The organism is Paenibacillus sp. 598K (assembly GCF_003851045.1).
In the GTDB taxonomy this organism is placed as follows: Bacteria; Bacillota; Bacilli; order Paenibacillales; family Paenibacillaceae; genus Paenibacillus_D.
In genome coordinates this window covers 35,582-51,959 of sequence record NZ_BFBX01000133.1, presented here as the reverse complement: position 1 = coordinate 51,959, position 16,378 = coordinate 35,582, and the positions used below count along the sequence as shown (strand labels likewise).

The following is a 16,378-nucleotide window of genomic DNA, read 5'->3' as shown; positions in this document are numbered from 1 at the left end:
AGAAGGGTGAGCAAAATGAGCAGGGCGAGGAATAGGATAAGGAACGGGATAGCTGCGTCGCAACGCCATCTCCCCCGCCGCAAGGCGATTGTCGCTCTGCTGCTCGGAGCGTTGCTGCTCGCAGGCTGCACCGCCCAGACCGGGGATGTCGATGAGCATGGCCTACGGCCGCATCTGCGCGTCGACCTGCAGCTGCCGGAGCAGCTGGCAGTTGGCGAGACGGCTGCCTTCATGCTCGATGTTACTCGAGGCGACGAGCCAGTAGTCGCGGATGCGGTCCGCTTCGTCCTCTGGCCGGAGACAGCGCCGGAGCAGCGGACAGAGCTGGCAGCTGCGCCGGATGCGCCTGGCCGCTACAGCGTCGCGTACCGTCTGCCGGCCGAGGGCGTCTACGTCATCCGCGCCTATGTCGAGGCGGACAAGCTGGAGGCGATGCCTGCCAAGCGCTTCGCAATCGGCGCCGACGCCGTGCTGGAGCTGGCAGCCCTGGAGGCGGCGCAAGCCGGAGCAGCACCGGCGACCGGCGGCGGCGGTCACCATCACTAGACCATCGCGACTGGCGCGGACAGACATCCTGACACCGAGGCGCAGCAGTTGACGTATTGGCGGGGAGTCATAACACCGAGTTCGGGCGGCAGGTGTACAAGCGGAGCGCGTTTGGAGCATGGGTAACTCTATTTTGCCTAAACTGCCTTTTGAAGGGGGCGAAGGAACATACGTATCGTTATCCCCCCGTTAACAGCACATTTCGGCTCGATTTCCTCAAAATAACGTTACTGAGGTTCCCGAAACCGGCAAAATGCCGCTTTGGGAAACAAATAAGGTTACCTATATTCCCAAGCTGGCCCAGGGGGCGCTGGAGGTGCTGGGGACAGTAGCCTCGATGTAAATCTTGTGAATTGGCTTGACCGCGGACCATCATACGTTGGTTGACAAGCTTAAAAAGCAGCGCCTGGCTCGAACGCAGCCCGGGCGCTGCTTTTTGTACAAACCTCTGCCGAACTGGATCGCTCCCCATAGTTGCTTCCATCAATCTTCTATCCGATTAGAGGTCGTCCATACTAACTCCCCCTAATCCTGTCGGGCGTCCGAGGGCAGCGGCTCCTCATCTGCCAGCAGCGGATCGAGTAGCTCCCACGATCCCAACGAGCGGAGCCTCCTCGCCAGCAGCGTCGTCGCCTGGTCATCAGCATGTACCAGCACTGTTGCGAGCGGCTGAAGCGCGCGCAGCATCTGGAGGACATCCGGCAAGCCCTGATGCACCTTGTAGCGAGTGCTGACGATCTCGCAATCGACTCCGCCTCCCATCGCCCTCGCATCCCTGCTCAGATGACCGGTGAAGACGATCGCATGCCGCGCATCCTGCTGCAACGCTCGGCCATACGCACGCGCCGGCTCGGAGAGCATCATCCCGTCCGGCGACAGGATGATGCGCGGCGATCCCCGCAGCAGCTGCTGCCGCTGCGCCTCGCCTGACACCGTCACGAGCCGGCCGATCGCCGCCGCCAGCCGGGCCGGGGCGTCGGCGCGCAGCCAGCGGGCCGCCAGGTCGGAGCGCAGCAGCCGCGCCCACTCCAGCGCCAACGTCGATTCGACCGCCAGCGGCATATGGGGCAGACGCTCGCTCAGCTCGACGGCGAGATCCATCCCCCGTCCGCACGAAGGCACCGGGAGCAGCACATGACCCTCGCGCGCATGCACCTCCATCAGCTTGTCGCACAGCGCATCCAACTGCGCGCCCTGCTCCGCCTCCGCGTCGCCGTAGGCCGCGTCCACGATCGCCAGCTCGATCCGGCGACCCTCCAGCAGCTCGGGCCCAGGCATCGTCGCCCGCAGCAGCGTTGATTCGCCGCTGTAGTCGCCCGAGAAGAATGCTACTCGTCCTTCCAGCTCCAGCAGCAGCCAGACAGCGCCAGGCAGATGCCCGCTCGGCCCCCAACAGACGCGGACGCCCGGGGCTGCCGTCATCCAGCGGCTCGGCTCCGCCTCCTCGTCGAGGAGGCGCCAGCGCAGCCTCTCCCAGTCGCTCTCGGCATAAGGCACGCTGCCGCCGTACGACTCGACATAGCTGCGCCAGGCGCGGGCATAGCCCGGCAGCTGACGAAACGTCTCCCGCGTCAGCCAGATCTCGCCCGTGTAGCCGTGCTGTAGCAGCAGCGGCAGCGCAGCCATATGATCCTCATGGGCATGCGACAGGAACACGACACTCAGGCGCTTGACCTGCTCCGGGACGAGGCGGGGATAGAGGCCGCCGCGTTCTTTTTTGCCGCCGCAATCGAGCAGCACTGAGGTCTCTGCCACTTCCAGCCGATAGCACGACCGGCCGTGCTCGCGCACGCCTCCCCACACATCCAGCTCGATTCGTCCGCTCATCACTCGCTCACTTCCTGTCTGCACCGAGATAGTTCATCGCGACCAGCACGAGCGTCGTCAGGCCGACAGAGACGACGGCCATCGCCATGCCGAGCGATACCTCTCCCTGCTCGAACTGGCTGAAAATATACGTCGCCGTCACCTGCATCGAGGGCGGCAGCACCATCAGCGAGGCGACCAGCTCGCGCGCCGAGATCGTGAAGGTCATCATCCAGCCTGCCAGTACGCCGGGTACGAGCAACGGCAGCACGATGCGCCGGAATATATACCACGGCTTACCGCCGAACACCCGCCCCGCCTGCACCAGACTGCCGTCGATCTGCGCTGCCGAGGACTTGATATACTGCACGGAGTACGGCAGGAAGAAGACGACGTAAGTGAGCACGACCATCGCATACGTATTGTAGATCGGGATCGGCATCCACGGCGCGTTCCAGAGAAGGATCAGGCCGACGACGATGACGATGCCGGGCACCGTGTTCGGCAGCAGGCTGAACAGGTCGAGGCTACGCTCGGACAGCCGCTTCATGCTGCCCATCTGCAGCACGAGGAAGGTGCCGAGCAGCACCGCCAGCGTGGCGGCGAGCGCCGCCAGTCCCATGCTGTTGAGCAGCGCCTGCCAGCCCTTGGAGCCGGGACGCAGCAGCTCCGCATAGTGCACCAGCGTCATATTGCCCCATGCCAGCCCTTCGCCGCGCAGCTTCATGAGCGAGGCCGCGATGATCGAGAAGTACGGGATGCCGATCGACAGCATTATCAGCAGCCCTGTGTAGCACCAGCCCCACACCGCGCGCCAGCCGCGCAGCGGCGTCATGCGCGTGCGCATCCCTTTGCCGCCGAGCGTCCGATACTGATGGCGTCGGCTGATGACATTCTGTACGTACCAGAACATCAGGCACGCCCCGAGCAGGATCGACGCCAGCGCCGTCGCCTTGCCAAAGTCGATCGGCCAGCTCGAGGTGTAGCGGTGAATCTCGCTCGTCAGCACGTAGTAGCCGATCTGGCGACCAAAGGTCGCCGGCGTCCCGAACTCAGCAATCGTCTTGACGAAGACGAGCAACGCCCCCATCGCATAGCTCCCGAGCAGCAGCGGCAGCACGACCCGGCGCAGCCGATAGAGCGGTCCGCCGCCATGTACGCCGGCCGCTTCCTCCAGCGAGCCGCCGATCCGCAGGAGCGCATTGCGCAGGATCAGATAGAGGAACGGGAACAGGTGCAGACTCATGATCGCCACCATCCCGAACAGGCTGAAGAACGCAGGCGTGACGCTGCCCGCTGCCGGCCATAGCTGCTCCGCGAAGCCGCGCTTCTGCATGAACAGGATCCAGCCCATCGAGCCGATATACGGCGGCGTCATGAACGGGATGATCAGCACAACATCAAGCCATGCATGGCGTCCGATCGTCGTCCGGGCCGCGAGGAACGCCATTGGCAGCGCCAGCAGCGTCGAGCCGAGCACAACCCAGCCTCCCAGGGCGATGGAATTCCAGAAGATACGAAGCAGCGCCGGATCGGACAGCACCCTCAGCGGGGCGAGCGCATCGAAGGCGCCATCCGGGTACAGGCTGCGCAGCAGCACCATCGCCAGCGGCAGCAGCACCAGCCCGGCCAGCAGCACGAGGCCGAGGGCGAGCCGCCACGACATGTCGGGGAGCCGCAGCCCCCCGCGAACCAGCTTGTCCATCGGTTACTTGAACAGCTCCAGGAATCGTGCGCTGATCGCCTCGCCCTGCTCGCTCATCCAGTTCCAGTCGTAATCCAGCAGCTTGATCTCATCGGTGTTGACACGATTGTCGGCCTTGATGTCCGCGCGGCCAGGGAGCAGATAGGCGCCGGTGACCAGCGCCTGCGCTTCGTCCGAGAGCAGATAGTCGATGAACAGCTTGGCATTGTCCAGGTTCGGCGAGGCCTTCATGATCATCGCTGCGCGCGGATTGATCACTGTGCCGCTCTCCGGATAGACGATATCGACCGGCTCGCCTTTGGCCTTGGCGCTGTAAGCCATATAGTCGACGCCAGCCATGACGATGCTCTTGGCGCCGGTGATGACCGGATCGAGCGCCTCCTTGTTAGCCCCGGCCATCGCTACGCCGTTCGCCTTCAGTTGCTCGAACAGGCTCCAGTCCTCGCTGCCCTGGTCGTTCAGATAGCCGGAGATAAAGTCGAGCGCAGAGCCGGACAGCGACGGGTCCGGGATGTTGACGACGCCTTGCCAGCTCGGGTCGGCCAGGTCGGCCCAGTCGCGCGGCGGCTCCGACACCAGCTTGGTGTTGTAGGTAATGCCAAGCGCCGAGGCGCTATAGCCGAACAGATGACGATCCGCGTCGACCCAGTCCGCCTGCAGCTTGTCCGCTTCTGCCGCCTCGGGATAGGCCTGCGTCCAGCCTTCAGCCTTCATCGCCATAGCCGACGGCCACGAAGCGAGCACGACGACATCCGCTACCGGATTGCTCTTCTCGGCCTCGAGACGGCCCAGCACCTTGCCTGTCGTCCCGTCGAACTGCTCGACCGTGACGCCATACTTGGCCTCGAAGCCTTCGCGGATCTTGGTTGCCAGTCCCTCGGGTCCTGCCGTGTAGACGACCACCTTGCCCGACGGCGCAGGCTGCTGCTCGGCGGGCTGCTCCGCTGCCTGTCCCCCGTTTGCAGCCGCATTCCCTGAGGCGTTGTTGCCCGGATCAGCTGAAGCCCCCGTATTGGCATTGCCTGCAGCACCGCATGCGCCCAGCAGACTGCTCGTCAGCACCAGTACGGCGAGCCCGCCCCGCCAGTTTGTCTTCGTCTGCTTCGTTTTGTTCGCGGCCATTTCGTTCATCGTCTTCATCGGTGGATAACCTCCTTGAGTTGGTATTGCTAGTGTGGCAAATCCTTCGTATTCAGTGCGTCTTGCATGGACTTCACGTCGTCCTTATCATGCATGTCGTGCATGTCGTTCGTTCCGTTCACGTCGTGCATGCCGCTCCCTATCGTTGCTCGCGCCGCTTGCGCACTGCGCTCCCCGCCGTGCCAACGCGGCTCGGCCAGGTCGTGGATATGCCGCTCGGCCACGCCCAACCGCACCGCCTCGCCGATCGCCAGCCGCTCGTGATGATAAGCCGTCCATACCTCGCCAGTGTCCAGGCGCACCGCTACTTCATAGCGGTCGCCCAGATAGGCGACCCGGCTCACCTCGCCCGCGAAGATGCGGTCCCCGGGCTCGGCCGCCCAGCGCACATGCTCGGGCCTCACCAGACTGCGCTCCGGCTCGACCCAGTTCGAGCGGCCGACGAAGCGGGCGACGAACGGATGGCTCGGCTTGTCGTAGATCGCTTCCGGCGCGCCGCGCTGGAGCACTCGTCCCTGCTGCATGACGATGATCGTGTCGGACATCGCCATCGCCTCGGTCTGATCATGCGTCACGTAGATGGCCGTCAGCCCCAGCTCCCGCACCATCTGCACCAGCTCCTCGCGCATCTCGTCCCGCAGCAGCGCATCGAGCGCGCTCAGCGGCTCGTCGAACAGGATCAACCCCGCCCGCGAAGCGATCGATCTGGCGAATGCCACCCGCTGCTGCTGACCGCCCGAGAGCTGATGCGGATAACGCTTCTCCATCCCCTGCAGGCGGACCGCAGCGATTGCTTCAGCGACGCGTTCCTTGACTTCCTGCCGCCTTCCCCGGGCCTTGAGGCCAAAGGCAACATTTTCGAATACCGTCATGTGCGGCCATAACGCGAAGTCCTGGAACACCATACCGAGCTCGCGCTGCTGCGGCTGCAGATAGACCCCCTTGCCCATATCGCATACCGTATTGCCACCGATTCGAATGACTCCGCTGTCCGGCTGCTCCAGCCCGGCGATCAACCGCAGCAGCGTCGTCTTGCCGCAGCCCGATGGACCGAGCAGCGTAGCGAAGGAGCCGGACGGGATCGTCAAGTCCAGCGGATGCAGCGCCGTCGTGCCGTCGAATGCTTTGGCGATGCCGGTGAGCGTCACCTCCATTGCCGTTCACTTCCTCTCTGTATGCCTTGCCGCGATATCCGCTTGGACGACCGCAGCTGTTTTCCTTGCTCCTATCATAGTCCTGGTTCGTCTGTGTTATATTTTCGTGGTGTTAAGTGTTTATTAAATAACCTATTAGGATCTATGCAATTCCATAGAGATCATCTATAATCCAAAGCAAACATCTCCTGCTGGAGGCGAACCCACCTGAACTTCATCAAACTGGATATTCTCGTCTTGCTCGATCGCCACAAAAAAATAACCGCCGTTGCGAGCGCGCTGGGCGTCAGGCAACCGACGGTTACGTTCCATATGAAAAGTCTGGAGGAGCAATACGGCGTACCGCTATTCGAGCAGATCGGCGGCAAATACGAGCTGACACGGGCCGGCAAAGCGCTCCTGCACTATGCGACACAGATCCGCTCGCTGGGGCTGGAGGCGGGTCGCGTCATGGCCGAGCAACGCTCGCCCGAGCGCGGCATCTTCCATATCGGCGCCAGCTATGTCGCCGGGACGTACCTGCTGCCGGCGTGGATGCACCGATTCCACGAGCGCTATCCCGAGGTCGAGGTCAAGCTGACGATCCGCACCGCGCCGGCGATCACCCAGTTGCTCGCCGAGCGTCGCATCGATCTGGGCTTCATCGCCGCCCAGCAGCCCGAGGCGAGCGAGCTCCGCTGCGAGCCGCTCTTTGAGGATCGGATGGTCGTCGCCTTTGCAGCTGACCATCCGCTGGCGCAGACGCGTGATGCGCGGACGCAGACCGCTGACGAGACGACAGTAGCGACCGAACTGAACAGCGCTGCCTCGTTGTCGGCAGCGGAGATCGCCGCCTTCCCGTTCCTGCTTCATGGGGATCAGTCGACCACTCGCCAGATGACCGACCGCTGGGCGGAGGAGCATGGCGTCGGTCTACGGCAAGCGATGGAGCTCGACTCGCTGGAGACGATCAAGCGCTCGCTCCTATTGGGTCGCAGCATCACCTTCATCTCCCATACCGCGATCCGCGAGGAAGTGGCCGCCGGTCGTCTCGCTTGCGCTCCATTGCCCGGCGGTCATGCGGCACGGATGATCTATGCATGCTATCATCCCGAGCGCTGGATGTCCCCGCAGATGAGCGCCTTCCTCCAGGTTGCCAGGCAGCACAGCGAGCCGATAGCGGACTAACGGTGTTTTGCAACCCAATGGACGTTTGAGGAGAGTCATGTTCAGCAAAGCTAGGCCCATAACTTTAATAGGCAGGTGAGAGCACTGTATAAGCTATGGAAAAGAGCGACACTTATCGGCACAACCAGCTTGGCACTTTTCCTGACCGCAACCGCATGCGATGCCCCACAATATAACATCGGCGAGCAATCGTCGCAACACAATCTGGTCGACCAAATGGAGCTTGCCCAGGCTAGCTATATAGGAAGCGCTATGTTTGAAGACGCAAAATCGGCCATCCTGTTCTACAAAAAAAATGATGGTGAAGTGGCCGGCTTATTCTCAGAAATAACGGGGGATAAATGGAAGTCGCAAGAACAGGTCATATTATCTCTTGAAGGTGTGGATTCGTTGAGCTGGCAATACCAGAGCTTTGATCAAAATAAATATCAGGTTTACATGGGGATTGTTGCCGATGAACGAATTACGAAGGTGATATATGAAGAAAACGGCGAGCGGCATGATGCTTCGTTGATGGAAATCTCCGAGGACACGAGACTCTGGTTGCACGTCAAGGATGAGCCGGCACCCTACCAGGCGAATTATCGGATCATCGGTCTAGACGAAAACGGCGAAGAGATCATTACGTTCGGTTGATCGGCCAGATCACCCCCGCTTCTTGCGCCACGTAAAAGAAAAAAGAACCTCGCCTCCCACTGAATTGTGGAAGACCGAGGTTCTGACTCACATATGCTGACCGCCCGGCGCGACAATGCAACTCTACTTTTTAGAATTATTCGGCTCTCGGCCCGGCAGCCGCTGCCGAGCGGTCGAGCGAGCGCTTGCCCTCTTCGATCCAGCTTAGCGCCCGCTCCACCTCGCGGGGGTCCGGCTCCTGCACGCCCTCGAGCGGATAGTCGAGGCCAAGCGATTGCCATTTGTAGACGCCCATCCGGTGATAGGGCAGCAGCTCCAGCTTCTGTACCGAGCGCAGCTCGGCGACGAAGCGACCGAGCGCCTGCAGATCTGCGGGGTCGTCGGTGACGCCAGGCACGAGCACATGGCGGATCCACATCGGCTTGCCGAGCGCGGACAGGTGGCGGGCGAACTGGTGGGTGCGGGTATTGCTGCGGCCCGTCAGACGCTCGTGCCGCTGCTCGTTCATCTGCTTGAGATCGAGCAGCACGAGATCGGTCGCCTCCAGCAGCTCCGTCGCATGACTCGGATCGCAGAAGCCGGAGGAATCGAGCGTCGTATGCAGGCCCCAGCGCGCCTTGCACTCCTGGAACAATCGGGCGACGAAGCCCGCCTGCAGTGTCGGCTCGCCGCCTGTGACGGTGATGCCGCCCCCGGAGCGCTTATAATATTGGACGTACGGCTCGATCTCCGCCAGCACCTCCTCTACCGATACCAGACTGCCCCCGCCCATATCCCAGGTGTCCGGGTTATGACAGTACTGGCAGCGCAGCGCGCAGCCCTGCATGAACAGCACGAACCGGATGCCCGGTCCATCCACCGTCCCGAATGTGTCCATCGAATGGATACGTCCCTTCGCCATGTCCTTCGCCTCCTAGATGTCCGCTCCCTTCGCCTGTCAGCGCTCGGCCGTTGTGCCGGTTGGCTGGCGGGACGCGGGCCGGCGGTCAGCTACTGTCGCACTGCCGTCCGCCGCCCACACTATCGCTTGCGCCCGCCCATACACTATCGCTGCCGACCAGCGCTTGCCGTCTTATACTCTGCTATGGAACGTCCGATTAATAACGTCGAGCTGTTGCTCGCGCGTCAGCTTGATAAAGTTCACCGCATACCCCGATACGCGAATCGTCAGCTGCGGATATTGCTCGGGATGCTCCATTGCGTCGAGCAATTGCTCCCGGTCGAACACGTTGACATTCAGATGGTGACCGGAGCTGGCGGCATAGCCGTCGAGCAACGAGACCAGATTGTTGACCCGCGTCTGCGACTCCTTGCCGAGCGCTTTGGGGATCAGCGAGAACGTATTGGAAATGCCGTCCTGGCAGCTCTCGTACGGCAGCTTCGCCACCGAAGCCAGCGAGGCGAGCGCGCCCTTGCGGTCGCGTCCGTGCATCGGGTTAGCTCCCGGCGCGAACGGCACGCCCGCTTCGCGTCCGTCCGGCGTGCTGCCGGTTTTTTTGCCGTAGACAACGTTGGACGTAATCGTCAGCACCGACATCGTCGGTACGGAGTCGCGGTACGTCTGCTGCTTGCGCAGCTTCGCCATGAACGATTCGGTCAGTTGCACCGCCATCTCGTCGACGCGGGCGTCGTTGTTGCCGTACTGCGGATATTCGCCCTCGATCTCGAAGTCGATCGCGATGCCCTGCTCGTTGCGGATCGGACGCACCTTGGCGTAGCGGATCGCGCTGAGCGAGTCTGCCGCTACCGACAAGCCGGCGATGCCGCAAGCCATCGTGCGCAGGATGTCGCGGTCATGCAACGCCATCTCGATCCGTTCGTATGCGTACTTGTCATGCATATAGTGGATGACGTTGAGCGTCTCGATGTATAGCTCGGCGAGCCAATCCAGCACCCGGTCGTAGCTTGCCATGACTTCCTCGTAATCGAGGACGTCGCCAGTCAGCGGCGCTACCTTCGGTCCGACCTGCAGACCCAGCTTCTCGTCGACGCCGCCGTTGATGGCGTACAAGAGCGCTTTGGCCAGGTTAGCGCGAGCGCCGAAGAACTGCATCTGCTTGCCGATCCGCATCGCGGAGACGCAGCAGGCGATACCGTAGTCGTCGCCGAACACCGGACGCATCAGATCGTCGCTCTCGTACTGGATCGCGCTCGTCTCAATCGACACCTTGGCGCAATATTGCTTGAATGGCTCCGGCAGCTGCTCCGACCAGAGCACCGTCAGATTCGGCTCCGGCGCAGGTCCGAGATTGTACAGCGTGTGCAGGATCCGGTAGGAGCTGCGCGTGACGCGCGTCCGTCCATCCTCCGCCATACCGCCGATCGACTCCGTGACCCAGGTCGGGTCGCCGCTGAACAGCTCATTGTAGTCCGGCGTCCGCAGGAACTTGACGATGCGCAGCTTCATGACGAATTGATCCATCAGTTCCTGCGCCGCTTGCTCGGTCAAGACGCCTTCGCGCATATCGCGATCGATGTAGATATCGAGGAAGCTCGATACCCGGCCGAGGCTCATCGCCGCCCCGTTCTGCTCCTTGATCGCTGCCAGATAAGCGAAGTACAACCACTGGAAGGCTTCCTTGGCCGTCGTTGCCGGAGCCGAGATGTCATAGCCGTAGGCGGCTGCCATCTCCTTCAGCTCGGAGAGCGCCCGGATCTGCTCGGACAGCTCCTCGCGCTGGCGAATGTTCGCCTCGGTCATCGCGTGCCGTTCCAGCTCTTTGAGCTCGCGGCGCTTGTCCTGCGTCAGTCGATCGACGCCGTAGAGCGCCACCCGGCGGTAATCGCCGATGATCCGGCCACGTCCGTACGCATCGGGCAGACCGGTGATGATGCCCGCCTTGCGAGCATTGCGCATCTCTGCTGTATAGACGTCGAATACGCCTTGGTTATGTGTTTTGCGGATCGTGGTGAACAGGTGCACCAGCTCCTGCGGCAGCTCATAGCCATATGCCTTGCATGCGTCCAGCACCATCTTGATGCCCCCGAACGGCTGGATCGACCGCTTCAGCGGCGCATCCGTCTGCAGGCCGACGATCTGCTCTTGCTCGCGATCGATGTAGCCCGGACCGTGCGAGGTGATGGTAGAGACGGTGTTGACATCTACATCCAGCACGCCGCCCCGCTCGCGCTCCAGCTTCGTCAGCTCCTGCAGCTGACGCCACAGGCTCGAGGTCGCCTCTGTCGGTCCGGACAGGAATGTATCGTCCCCGAGATAGGGTTGTATATTGTAATCCAGGAAATCTTTGACGTCGATGCGCTCCTGCCAGGCTCCTGCTGCAAACCCGCGCCACGGGCCCTCGTAGGGCAGGTCATTGCGCGGCCTCAGTTCTGCTTCCTTCATAGCCATTGTATTTCATCCTTTCGCTGCTTGCAGGACCGGCGGCGCTCCGTCCGGGAGCGACCTGGGGAGGCCTGCTGCTGTGATTTTATTGCTTGCTCTTAGTTTATTACTAGGCTGACCCTATGTATGTGAATTTAGTCACAAATAATAATGACGTTTATTTTTCCGTTCCGTACCCGGATTGTCACATGGCACTGTGTCCTGCGTCACAGTATGGGGGTACGAAGTTTGTTGTAATGGAGTCAGAACAAGCTGCGGTACGGGACCGCCTCTGCCTGGGCCCTCCTGCGCCGCACGACGCGGACGATTGCGCGCTATGGGCGCAACGGCTGCGACTACACAAGCGGATGGGAGAGTCAGAAATGAACATACTGGTCATTAATTCGGGAAGCTCTTCGCTCAAATACCAACTGTACGACATGATCGCCGAGACGCTGCTGGTCAAGGGCCGCATGGAATGCATCGGCACGCCGCAATCCTTCATTACCGAGCAGGGACAACACGGCCCCGAGCGCAGCGAGCGGCTGCCCTTGCCCGACCATGCCGCCGCCCTGACCGCCATGCTGAGCAAGCTGACCGATCCCGAGCACGGCGTCATCACGAGCCTGCGGGATATCGACGGCGTCGGGCATCGCGTCGTCCACGGCGGCGAAACCTTCACCGAAGCGGTCTTCATTGATGAAGTGGTAAAGGGGCAGATTCGCGAGCTCTACGACCTGGCCCCGCTGCATAACCCCGCCCATATGACTGGCATCCTCGCGGTCGAGCAGTTGCTCAGCCATGTGCCGCAGGTCGCCGTATTCGATACCGCCTTCCACCAGACGATGCCAGAGCGCGCCTACCGCTACGCGATCGCCAAGGATTGGTACCGCAAGCACGGCGTACGGCGCTACGGCTTCCACGGCACCTCTCACGCCTACGTCTCCGAGCAGGCTGCCCGCCTCGTCCAGACGCCGCTCGATGAGCTGAAGATCGTCTCCTGCCATATCGGCAACGGCGCCAGCTGCACCGCTATCGAGGCGGGACGGTCGATCGATACGAGTATGGGGATGACCCCGCTCGAAGGTCTGATGATGGGGACGCGGACCGGCGACATCGATGCCGCCGTCATGCCCTATCTGATGAAGAAGGAAGCGATGAGCTGCGACGAGCTGAATGCCTCGCTTAACAAAGCCGGCGGTCTGCTCGCCGTCTCGGGCCGCAGCGGCGACGTCCGCGAGGTGAGCGAGGCCGCCGAAGCAGGCGATCACGATGCACAGCTGGCGATGGAGATGTATGAGTACCGTATCCGCAAGTACATCGGCGCTTACGCCGCTGCGATGAACGGACTCGATACGATCATCTTCACCGGCGGCGTCGGCGAGAATGCGGTCGCGCTGCGCAGCCGCATCTGCCGCAACCTGTCGTACCTGGGCGTCGCGCTCGACGAGAATGCCAACCGCCGCCCTGCCAGCGGCGCCCGTCTCGTCTCGGCCCCTTACTCCAGCGTCTACGTCATGGTCATCCCGACCAACGAGGAATGGATGATCGCCCAGCAGACCTATGCGCTGCTGCACGAGCAGCCGCAGCGCGCGGCGGAGCCGGCGTATTGATTTGACAACTAAATGCGAACACGCCTCGGGGGGCCAAAGCGAGTGCGACCATCTACAGTGTGATGGAGACCGCCAAAGCCAATGGCTTACATCCGATTCGGTACCTGACGTATCTGTTTGAGCAACTGCCTCAGCTGGACGATCCCGATGATGCCGCGCAGATCGAACCCTTTTTGCCGTGGTCGCCTCAGCTCCCACTTCACTGCCGCGTGCATAAGTCTTAGTTTGCTCATTGTAGATCAGCCTACATCTTCCAAAAGGTGTGGGCTATTTGACGCTTACGTAGTACCAGCGAAGCTGACACCACCCGCAAAGGGATGTTAATGAATCTCCTCGCAGCTCGCTGCGAGGAGATTCATTGGCTGGAACGTAAACTTCATTTTGTTATGCAGTGGAGAAGAGTCCGCATATATGTTCCGTGAAATCAGTTAGTTTAACAGATTTAGGGCTTTGACGGCTAAGAACTAGTATTAGGAATTGCTTTTACGAATTCATTTTCCCCTGTTTTCACTGCTAATGCAACTGAAGTATCAATATTGACTATTGAAAAGATCTTTGTTCCTTTTGGATAGTAATTGGAATAATTGTCTTGTTGCCCCTCAGATTCTACCGCAGAAAAATTTTTGATCTCGCCTATTTCCTTATCTATATCGGTTACTTTGTCATTGGTTACTCGATAGATATGTTTATTCCAAATAATTAAAGGGAACGGATAAGATGCTTGACTCTCCACTTTTATTTCATTTGAAACTGCTCCTGCCGCATCACCCTGATTATTTTGGTGAGAACACGCAGTTAGAAATAACAGAACTGCAACTGCAATTAAAAGGGTTAATCGAACCATAGCTTACCACCTCAAATTCATGACGCAATTGGAATTAATTATGTTGCGTAGAGATCCGACAAAATGATCAATTGCAAGTAGTAATGCTGCAGATTCCAACGAAGACGGACATAATCGTGTGAAGGAAAGGCAATCCCAACAGTATGCTTCTTCGTCCGAATCCGCCTTAAGCTAAATAAAAATCAACCCCGGATACTGTTCCCAGGGGGTTATGTCACATTATCGAGGTAAATTGGCTATGTTCATATCTTTATCCGATTGGATATTCGCATAGTTTCCTTTACCTTCTTTATCGATATAGATCCCGTCGTCTTCATTAATTGGACGATAAGTATTATCGCTGTTTCTTTTCAGGAATAGGATTACATTGTTATTATGTTTCAAGTGGGTGGAATGCTCGGCTATAACCTTAACGCTTCCATCGTCTCCCCCCATTTGAGATATTTCTATGTTCTTGCCAGTGTAGGAATTATCCCCTTTTAAAACTTCTTTTACTTTCACATCGGCATAGGACTTATAAGTCGAGTAATCACCCTTTTTAAACTTACTTCCGTTTTCGTTTGTAACTTTCCCAATAATAACCATGTCAGCTGCTTCATATAACTCTTTTTCATCCTTATAGTAAATCGCCCAAGAAGCTGCTACGTAAGTACCATCTGCGCGAGGAGAAACATTGGATGAAAAGTTTGGAATAGTCGGATACAAACTATTTGTATCTGATATATCACCTGTTCCTGGTGTCAATTTTCTAGCTGATGGGGTGCCGTCGCTATTAAAAGTATACGGCCACATAATAGTTGGAAGGACCTGAATAATAGAAGCATGATTCAGTCCCAAAGAGTGACCTATTTCGTGACCCGTCAATCCTGCTTTAATGCTACTAGTATATTTTGATGCAGATGTATAGTATTGATTAATCCATAAGGAAGCACTAGTAGTATACCCTCCAGAAACAGTCCACGATGCAAGTCCATCATAATTCTCGTTTGAGTTGTTTATGTCATAAGCGTAGGGCAAATGGAAATCCTTTACACCTGATTCAGCTCGCACTCGAAGATTTGCGTAAGCGTAAAATCATCCTACCTTCAATGGCCACTATTGAAAGAGCGGTTTGGGAAACTCGCAAACGGACAGAAGAAAGAATATTTAAGCTACTCAGCAGCTCACTGACAGAATTACAAATTGCTAAGCTGGATCGCGTCATAACCACCATGCCGGAAAGCAGCAAAACCTACTTGTCATGGCTAAGGGAAATACCAGGTACCAGCTCTCCGGATTCTTTTTTGAAGGTTATTGAAAAGCTCGAATACATAAGGATTTGCAACTGCAAGTCGATACGAAAGGCAACCATCCGAACCGGCTACGGCAGCTTTCTAAAATCGGTTCGCGTTATGAACCTCATTCTTTCCGCCGCTTTAATGATCCAAAAAAGTACGCGATTTTAGTAGCGTACCTATTAGAGCTGATTCAGGATTTGACAGACATGGCTTTCGAGATTCACGACCGGCAGATTATGATACTGCTCTCTAAAGGGAGAAAAGCCCAAGAGGAACTTCAAAAACAAAACGGTAAATCGATCAACGAAAAAGTTGTTCACTTTGCCGATCTTGGGGCTGCGCTTATTAAGGCCCGAAGTGAAGGCACTGATCCGTTTGTTGCGCTTGATGCCGTTATGCCGTGGGATCAGATCGTCGCATCCGTGGAAGAAGCTAATCGGCTGGCGCGACCCGTAGATTACGACTATTATCTAGCCAAGGGGGCGCTCTTTTTTACTGCCTGTTCAGCGATATATCGATGCTGCTGTGACACGCACTGCAAATAAAGCTGGGCCCGACCGCCCCCGATTCACACGCAAACGAAAGAAATTTTCGCTCCCGCACTCACAAACGCCCATTTACGCACGCCAACGAAAGAAACTTTCCCTACCGCACCCGCCGATGCCCTTTTCCACCCGCCAGCGAAAGAAACTTTCCCTACTGCACCCATCGACGCCGTTTTCCATACCCCAACGAGAGAAGGCCCGCAGCAACCGCTGCGGGCCTTTCTCTCCTCTTCATGCTTACACCAAATGCACCGCTACCTCTTGCGCGCTGGCGGCGCTCATGCCGACCAGGACGCGGAGGTGACATGGCTCGACCGCGAACTGCATGTGGCGGTTCCAGATCGCCAACTCCGCCTTGCCGAGCGCGAAGGTCACCGTCGTCCGCTCGCCCGGCGCAAGCGGCAGCTTGCGGAACGCCTTGAGCTCCAGCACGCGGCGCGTAATCGTCGAGCGCGACGCCTGGAGGTACAGCTGTACTGTCTCGCTGCCCGCGACGTCGCCAGTGTTCGCCACCTCGACGCTCACCTCGACCGTGACGCCCGCCTCGATGTCAGCCGCGCGTACCGTCAACGCCTCGGCCGATACCGCGCCGGCTGCGCCCGTAATGTCGCGCTGCGCAGCGC

Annotated in this window: 12 protein-coding genes and 3 pseudogenes; 6 read left to right on the top strand and 9 right to left on the bottom strand. The window is 59.1% G+C overall.

The window, feature by feature from the left end:
* Positions 1–15 precede the first annotated feature (15 nt).
* On the top strand, positions 16–546 hold the full coding sequence (locus tag PA598K_RS30380; protein ID WP_260405697.1) for a FixH family protein: 531 nt from the start codon (positions 16–18) through the stop codon (positions 544–546).
* A 525-nt stretch (positions 547–1,071) separates the two neighbouring features.
* Here PA598K_RS30380 and PA598K_RS30375 read toward each other — a convergent pair.
* From PA598K_RS30375 to PA598K_RS30360, 4 genes and pseudogenes are all read right to left on the bottom strand, one after another.
* Positions 1,072–2,373, bottom strand: coding sequence for an MBL fold metallo-hydrolase (locus tag PA598K_RS30375; protein WP_128660532.1), 1,302 nt, complete (start codon positions 2,371–2,373; stop codon positions 1,072–1,074).
* A gap of 7 nt (positions 2,374–2,380) precedes the next feature.
* On the bottom strand, positions 2,381–4,057 hold the full coding sequence (locus tag PA598K_RS30370; protein ID WP_376739095.1) for an ABC transporter permease: 1,677 nt from the start codon (positions 4,055–4,057) through the stop codon (positions 2,381–2,383).
* A gap of 3 nt (positions 4,058–4,060) precedes the next feature.
* Complete coding sequence (locus PA598K_RS30365) at positions 4,061–5,188, bottom strand: ABC transporter substrate-binding protein (RefSeq protein WP_376739096.1); 1,128 nt, start codon at positions 5,186–5,188, stop codon at positions 4,061–4,063.
* A gap of 206 nt (positions 5,189–5,394) precedes the next feature.
* Positions 5,395–6,351 (bottom strand): annotated as a pseudogene (locus PA598K_RS30360) (ABC transporter ATP-binding protein); the annotation flags it as partial.
* Between the two features lie 183 nt (positions 6,352–6,534).
* Between PA598K_RS30360 and PA598K_RS30355 the strand changes: the two are divergent.
* Both PA598K_RS30355 and PA598K_RS30350 read left to right on the top strand, forming a co-directional pair.
* On the top strand, positions 6,535–7,518 hold the full coding sequence (locus tag PA598K_RS30355) for a LysR substrate-binding domain-containing protein (RefSeq protein ID WP_307719904.1): 984 nt from the start codon (positions 6,535–6,537) through the stop codon (positions 7,516–7,518).
* Between the two features lie 75 nt (positions 7,519–7,593).
* Complete coding sequence (locus PA598K_RS30350; protein WP_128660528.1) at positions 7,594–8,154, top strand: hypothetical protein; 561 nt, start codon at positions 7,594–7,596, stop codon at positions 8,152–8,154.
* A 136-nt stretch (positions 8,155–8,290) separates the two neighbouring features.
* Here PA598K_RS30350 and pflA read toward each other — a convergent pair whose 3' ends face one another.
* Both pflA and pflB read right to left on the bottom strand, forming a co-directional pair.
* Positions 8,291–9,055 (bottom strand): pyruvate formate-lyase-activating protein, encoded by a 765-nt coding sequence (gene pflA / locus PA598K_RS30345; protein ID WP_128660527.1) that lies wholly within the window; start codon positions 9,053–9,055, stop codon positions 8,291–8,293.
* Positions 9,056–9,226: 171 nt separating this feature from the next.
* Positions 9,227–11,503 (bottom strand): formate C-acetyltransferase, encoded by a 2,277-nt coding sequence (gene pflB / locus PA598K_RS30340; RefSeq protein ID WP_128660526.1) that lies wholly within the window; start codon positions 11,501–11,503, stop codon positions 9,227–9,229.
* A gap of 356 nt (positions 11,504–11,859) precedes the next feature.
* On the opposite strand from pflB, the gene PA598K_RS30335 reads away from it, so the two are divergent.
* Complete coding sequence (locus PA598K_RS30335) at positions 11,860–13,089, top strand: acetate/propionate family kinase (RefSeq protein WP_128660525.1); 1,230 nt, start codon at positions 11,860–11,862, stop codon at positions 13,087–13,089.
* Positions 13,090–13,097: 8 nt separating this feature from the next.
* A pseudogene (locus tag PA598K_RS30330) lies at positions 13,098–13,313 on the top strand (transposase domain-containing protein); the annotation flags it as partial.
* A 233-nt stretch (positions 13,314–13,546) separates the two neighbouring features.
* Here the strand turns inward: PA598K_RS30330 and PA598K_RS30325 are convergent.
* The gene (locus tag PA598K_RS30325; protein ID WP_128660523.1) at positions 13,547–13,933 is read right to left on the bottom strand and encodes a hypothetical protein; all 387 of its coding nucleotides are present in this window, start codon (positions 13,931–13,933) and stop codon (positions 13,547–13,549) included.
* Positions 13,934–14,152: 219 nt separating this feature from the next.
* Positions 14,153–14,950 carry a hypothetical protein gene (locus PA598K_RS30320; RefSeq protein ID WP_185602319.1) on the bottom strand — a complete coding sequence of 266 codons (798 nt, stop codon included), beginning with the start codon at positions 14,948–14,950 and terminating at the stop codon, positions 14,153–14,155.
* On the opposite strand from PA598K_RS30320, the pseudogene PA598K_RS30315 reads away from it, so the two are divergent.
* Positions 14,950–15,677, top strand: a pseudogene (locus PA598K_RS30315) (Tn3 family transposase); the annotation flags it as partial. The gene PA598K_RS30320 and the pseudogene PA598K_RS30315 overlap by 1 nt on opposite strands.
* Positions 15,678–15,992: 315 nt before the next feature.
* Here the strand turns inward: PA598K_RS30315 and PA598K_RS38380 are convergent.
* The coding region (locus tag PA598K_RS38380; RefSeq protein ID WP_260405692.1) for a fibronectin type III-like domain-contianing protein at positions 15,993–16,378 on the bottom strand (386 nt) is incomplete at its 5' end.

Excerpts from the sequence above, each read along its gene's own strand:
- PA598K_RS30380 (WP_260405697.1), top strand. The coding sequence starts at position 16 with ATGAGCAGGGCGAGGAATAGGATAAGGAACGGGATAGCTGCGTCGCAA.
- PA598K_RS30375 (WP_128660532.1), bottom strand. The coding sequence starts at position 2,373 with ATGAGCGGACGAATCGAGCTGGATGTGTGGGGAGGCGTGCGCGAGCAC.
- PA598K_RS30370 (WP_376739095.1), bottom strand. The coding sequence starts at position 4,057 with ATGGACAAGCTGGTTCGCGGGGGGCTGCGGCTCCCCGACATGTCGTGG.
- PA598K_RS30365 (WP_376739096.1), bottom strand. The coding sequence starts at position 5,188 with ATGAACGAAATGGCCGCGAACAAAACGAAGCAGACGAAGACAAACTGG.
- pflA (WP_128660527.1), bottom strand. The coding sequence starts at position 9,055 with ATGGCGAAGGGACGTATCCATTCGATGGACACATTCGGGACGGTGGAT.
- pflB (WP_128660526.1), bottom strand. The coding sequence starts at position 11,503 with ATGGCTATGAAGGAAGCAGAACTGAGGCCGCGCAATGACCTGCCCTAC.
- PA598K_RS30335 (WP_128660525.1), top strand. The coding sequence starts at position 11,860 with ATGAACATACTGGTCATTAATTCGGGAAGCTCTTCGCTCAAATACCAA.
- PA598K_RS30325 (WP_128660523.1), bottom strand. The coding sequence starts at position 13,933 with ATGGTTCGATTAACCCTTTTAATTGCAGTTGCAGTTCTGTTATTTCTA.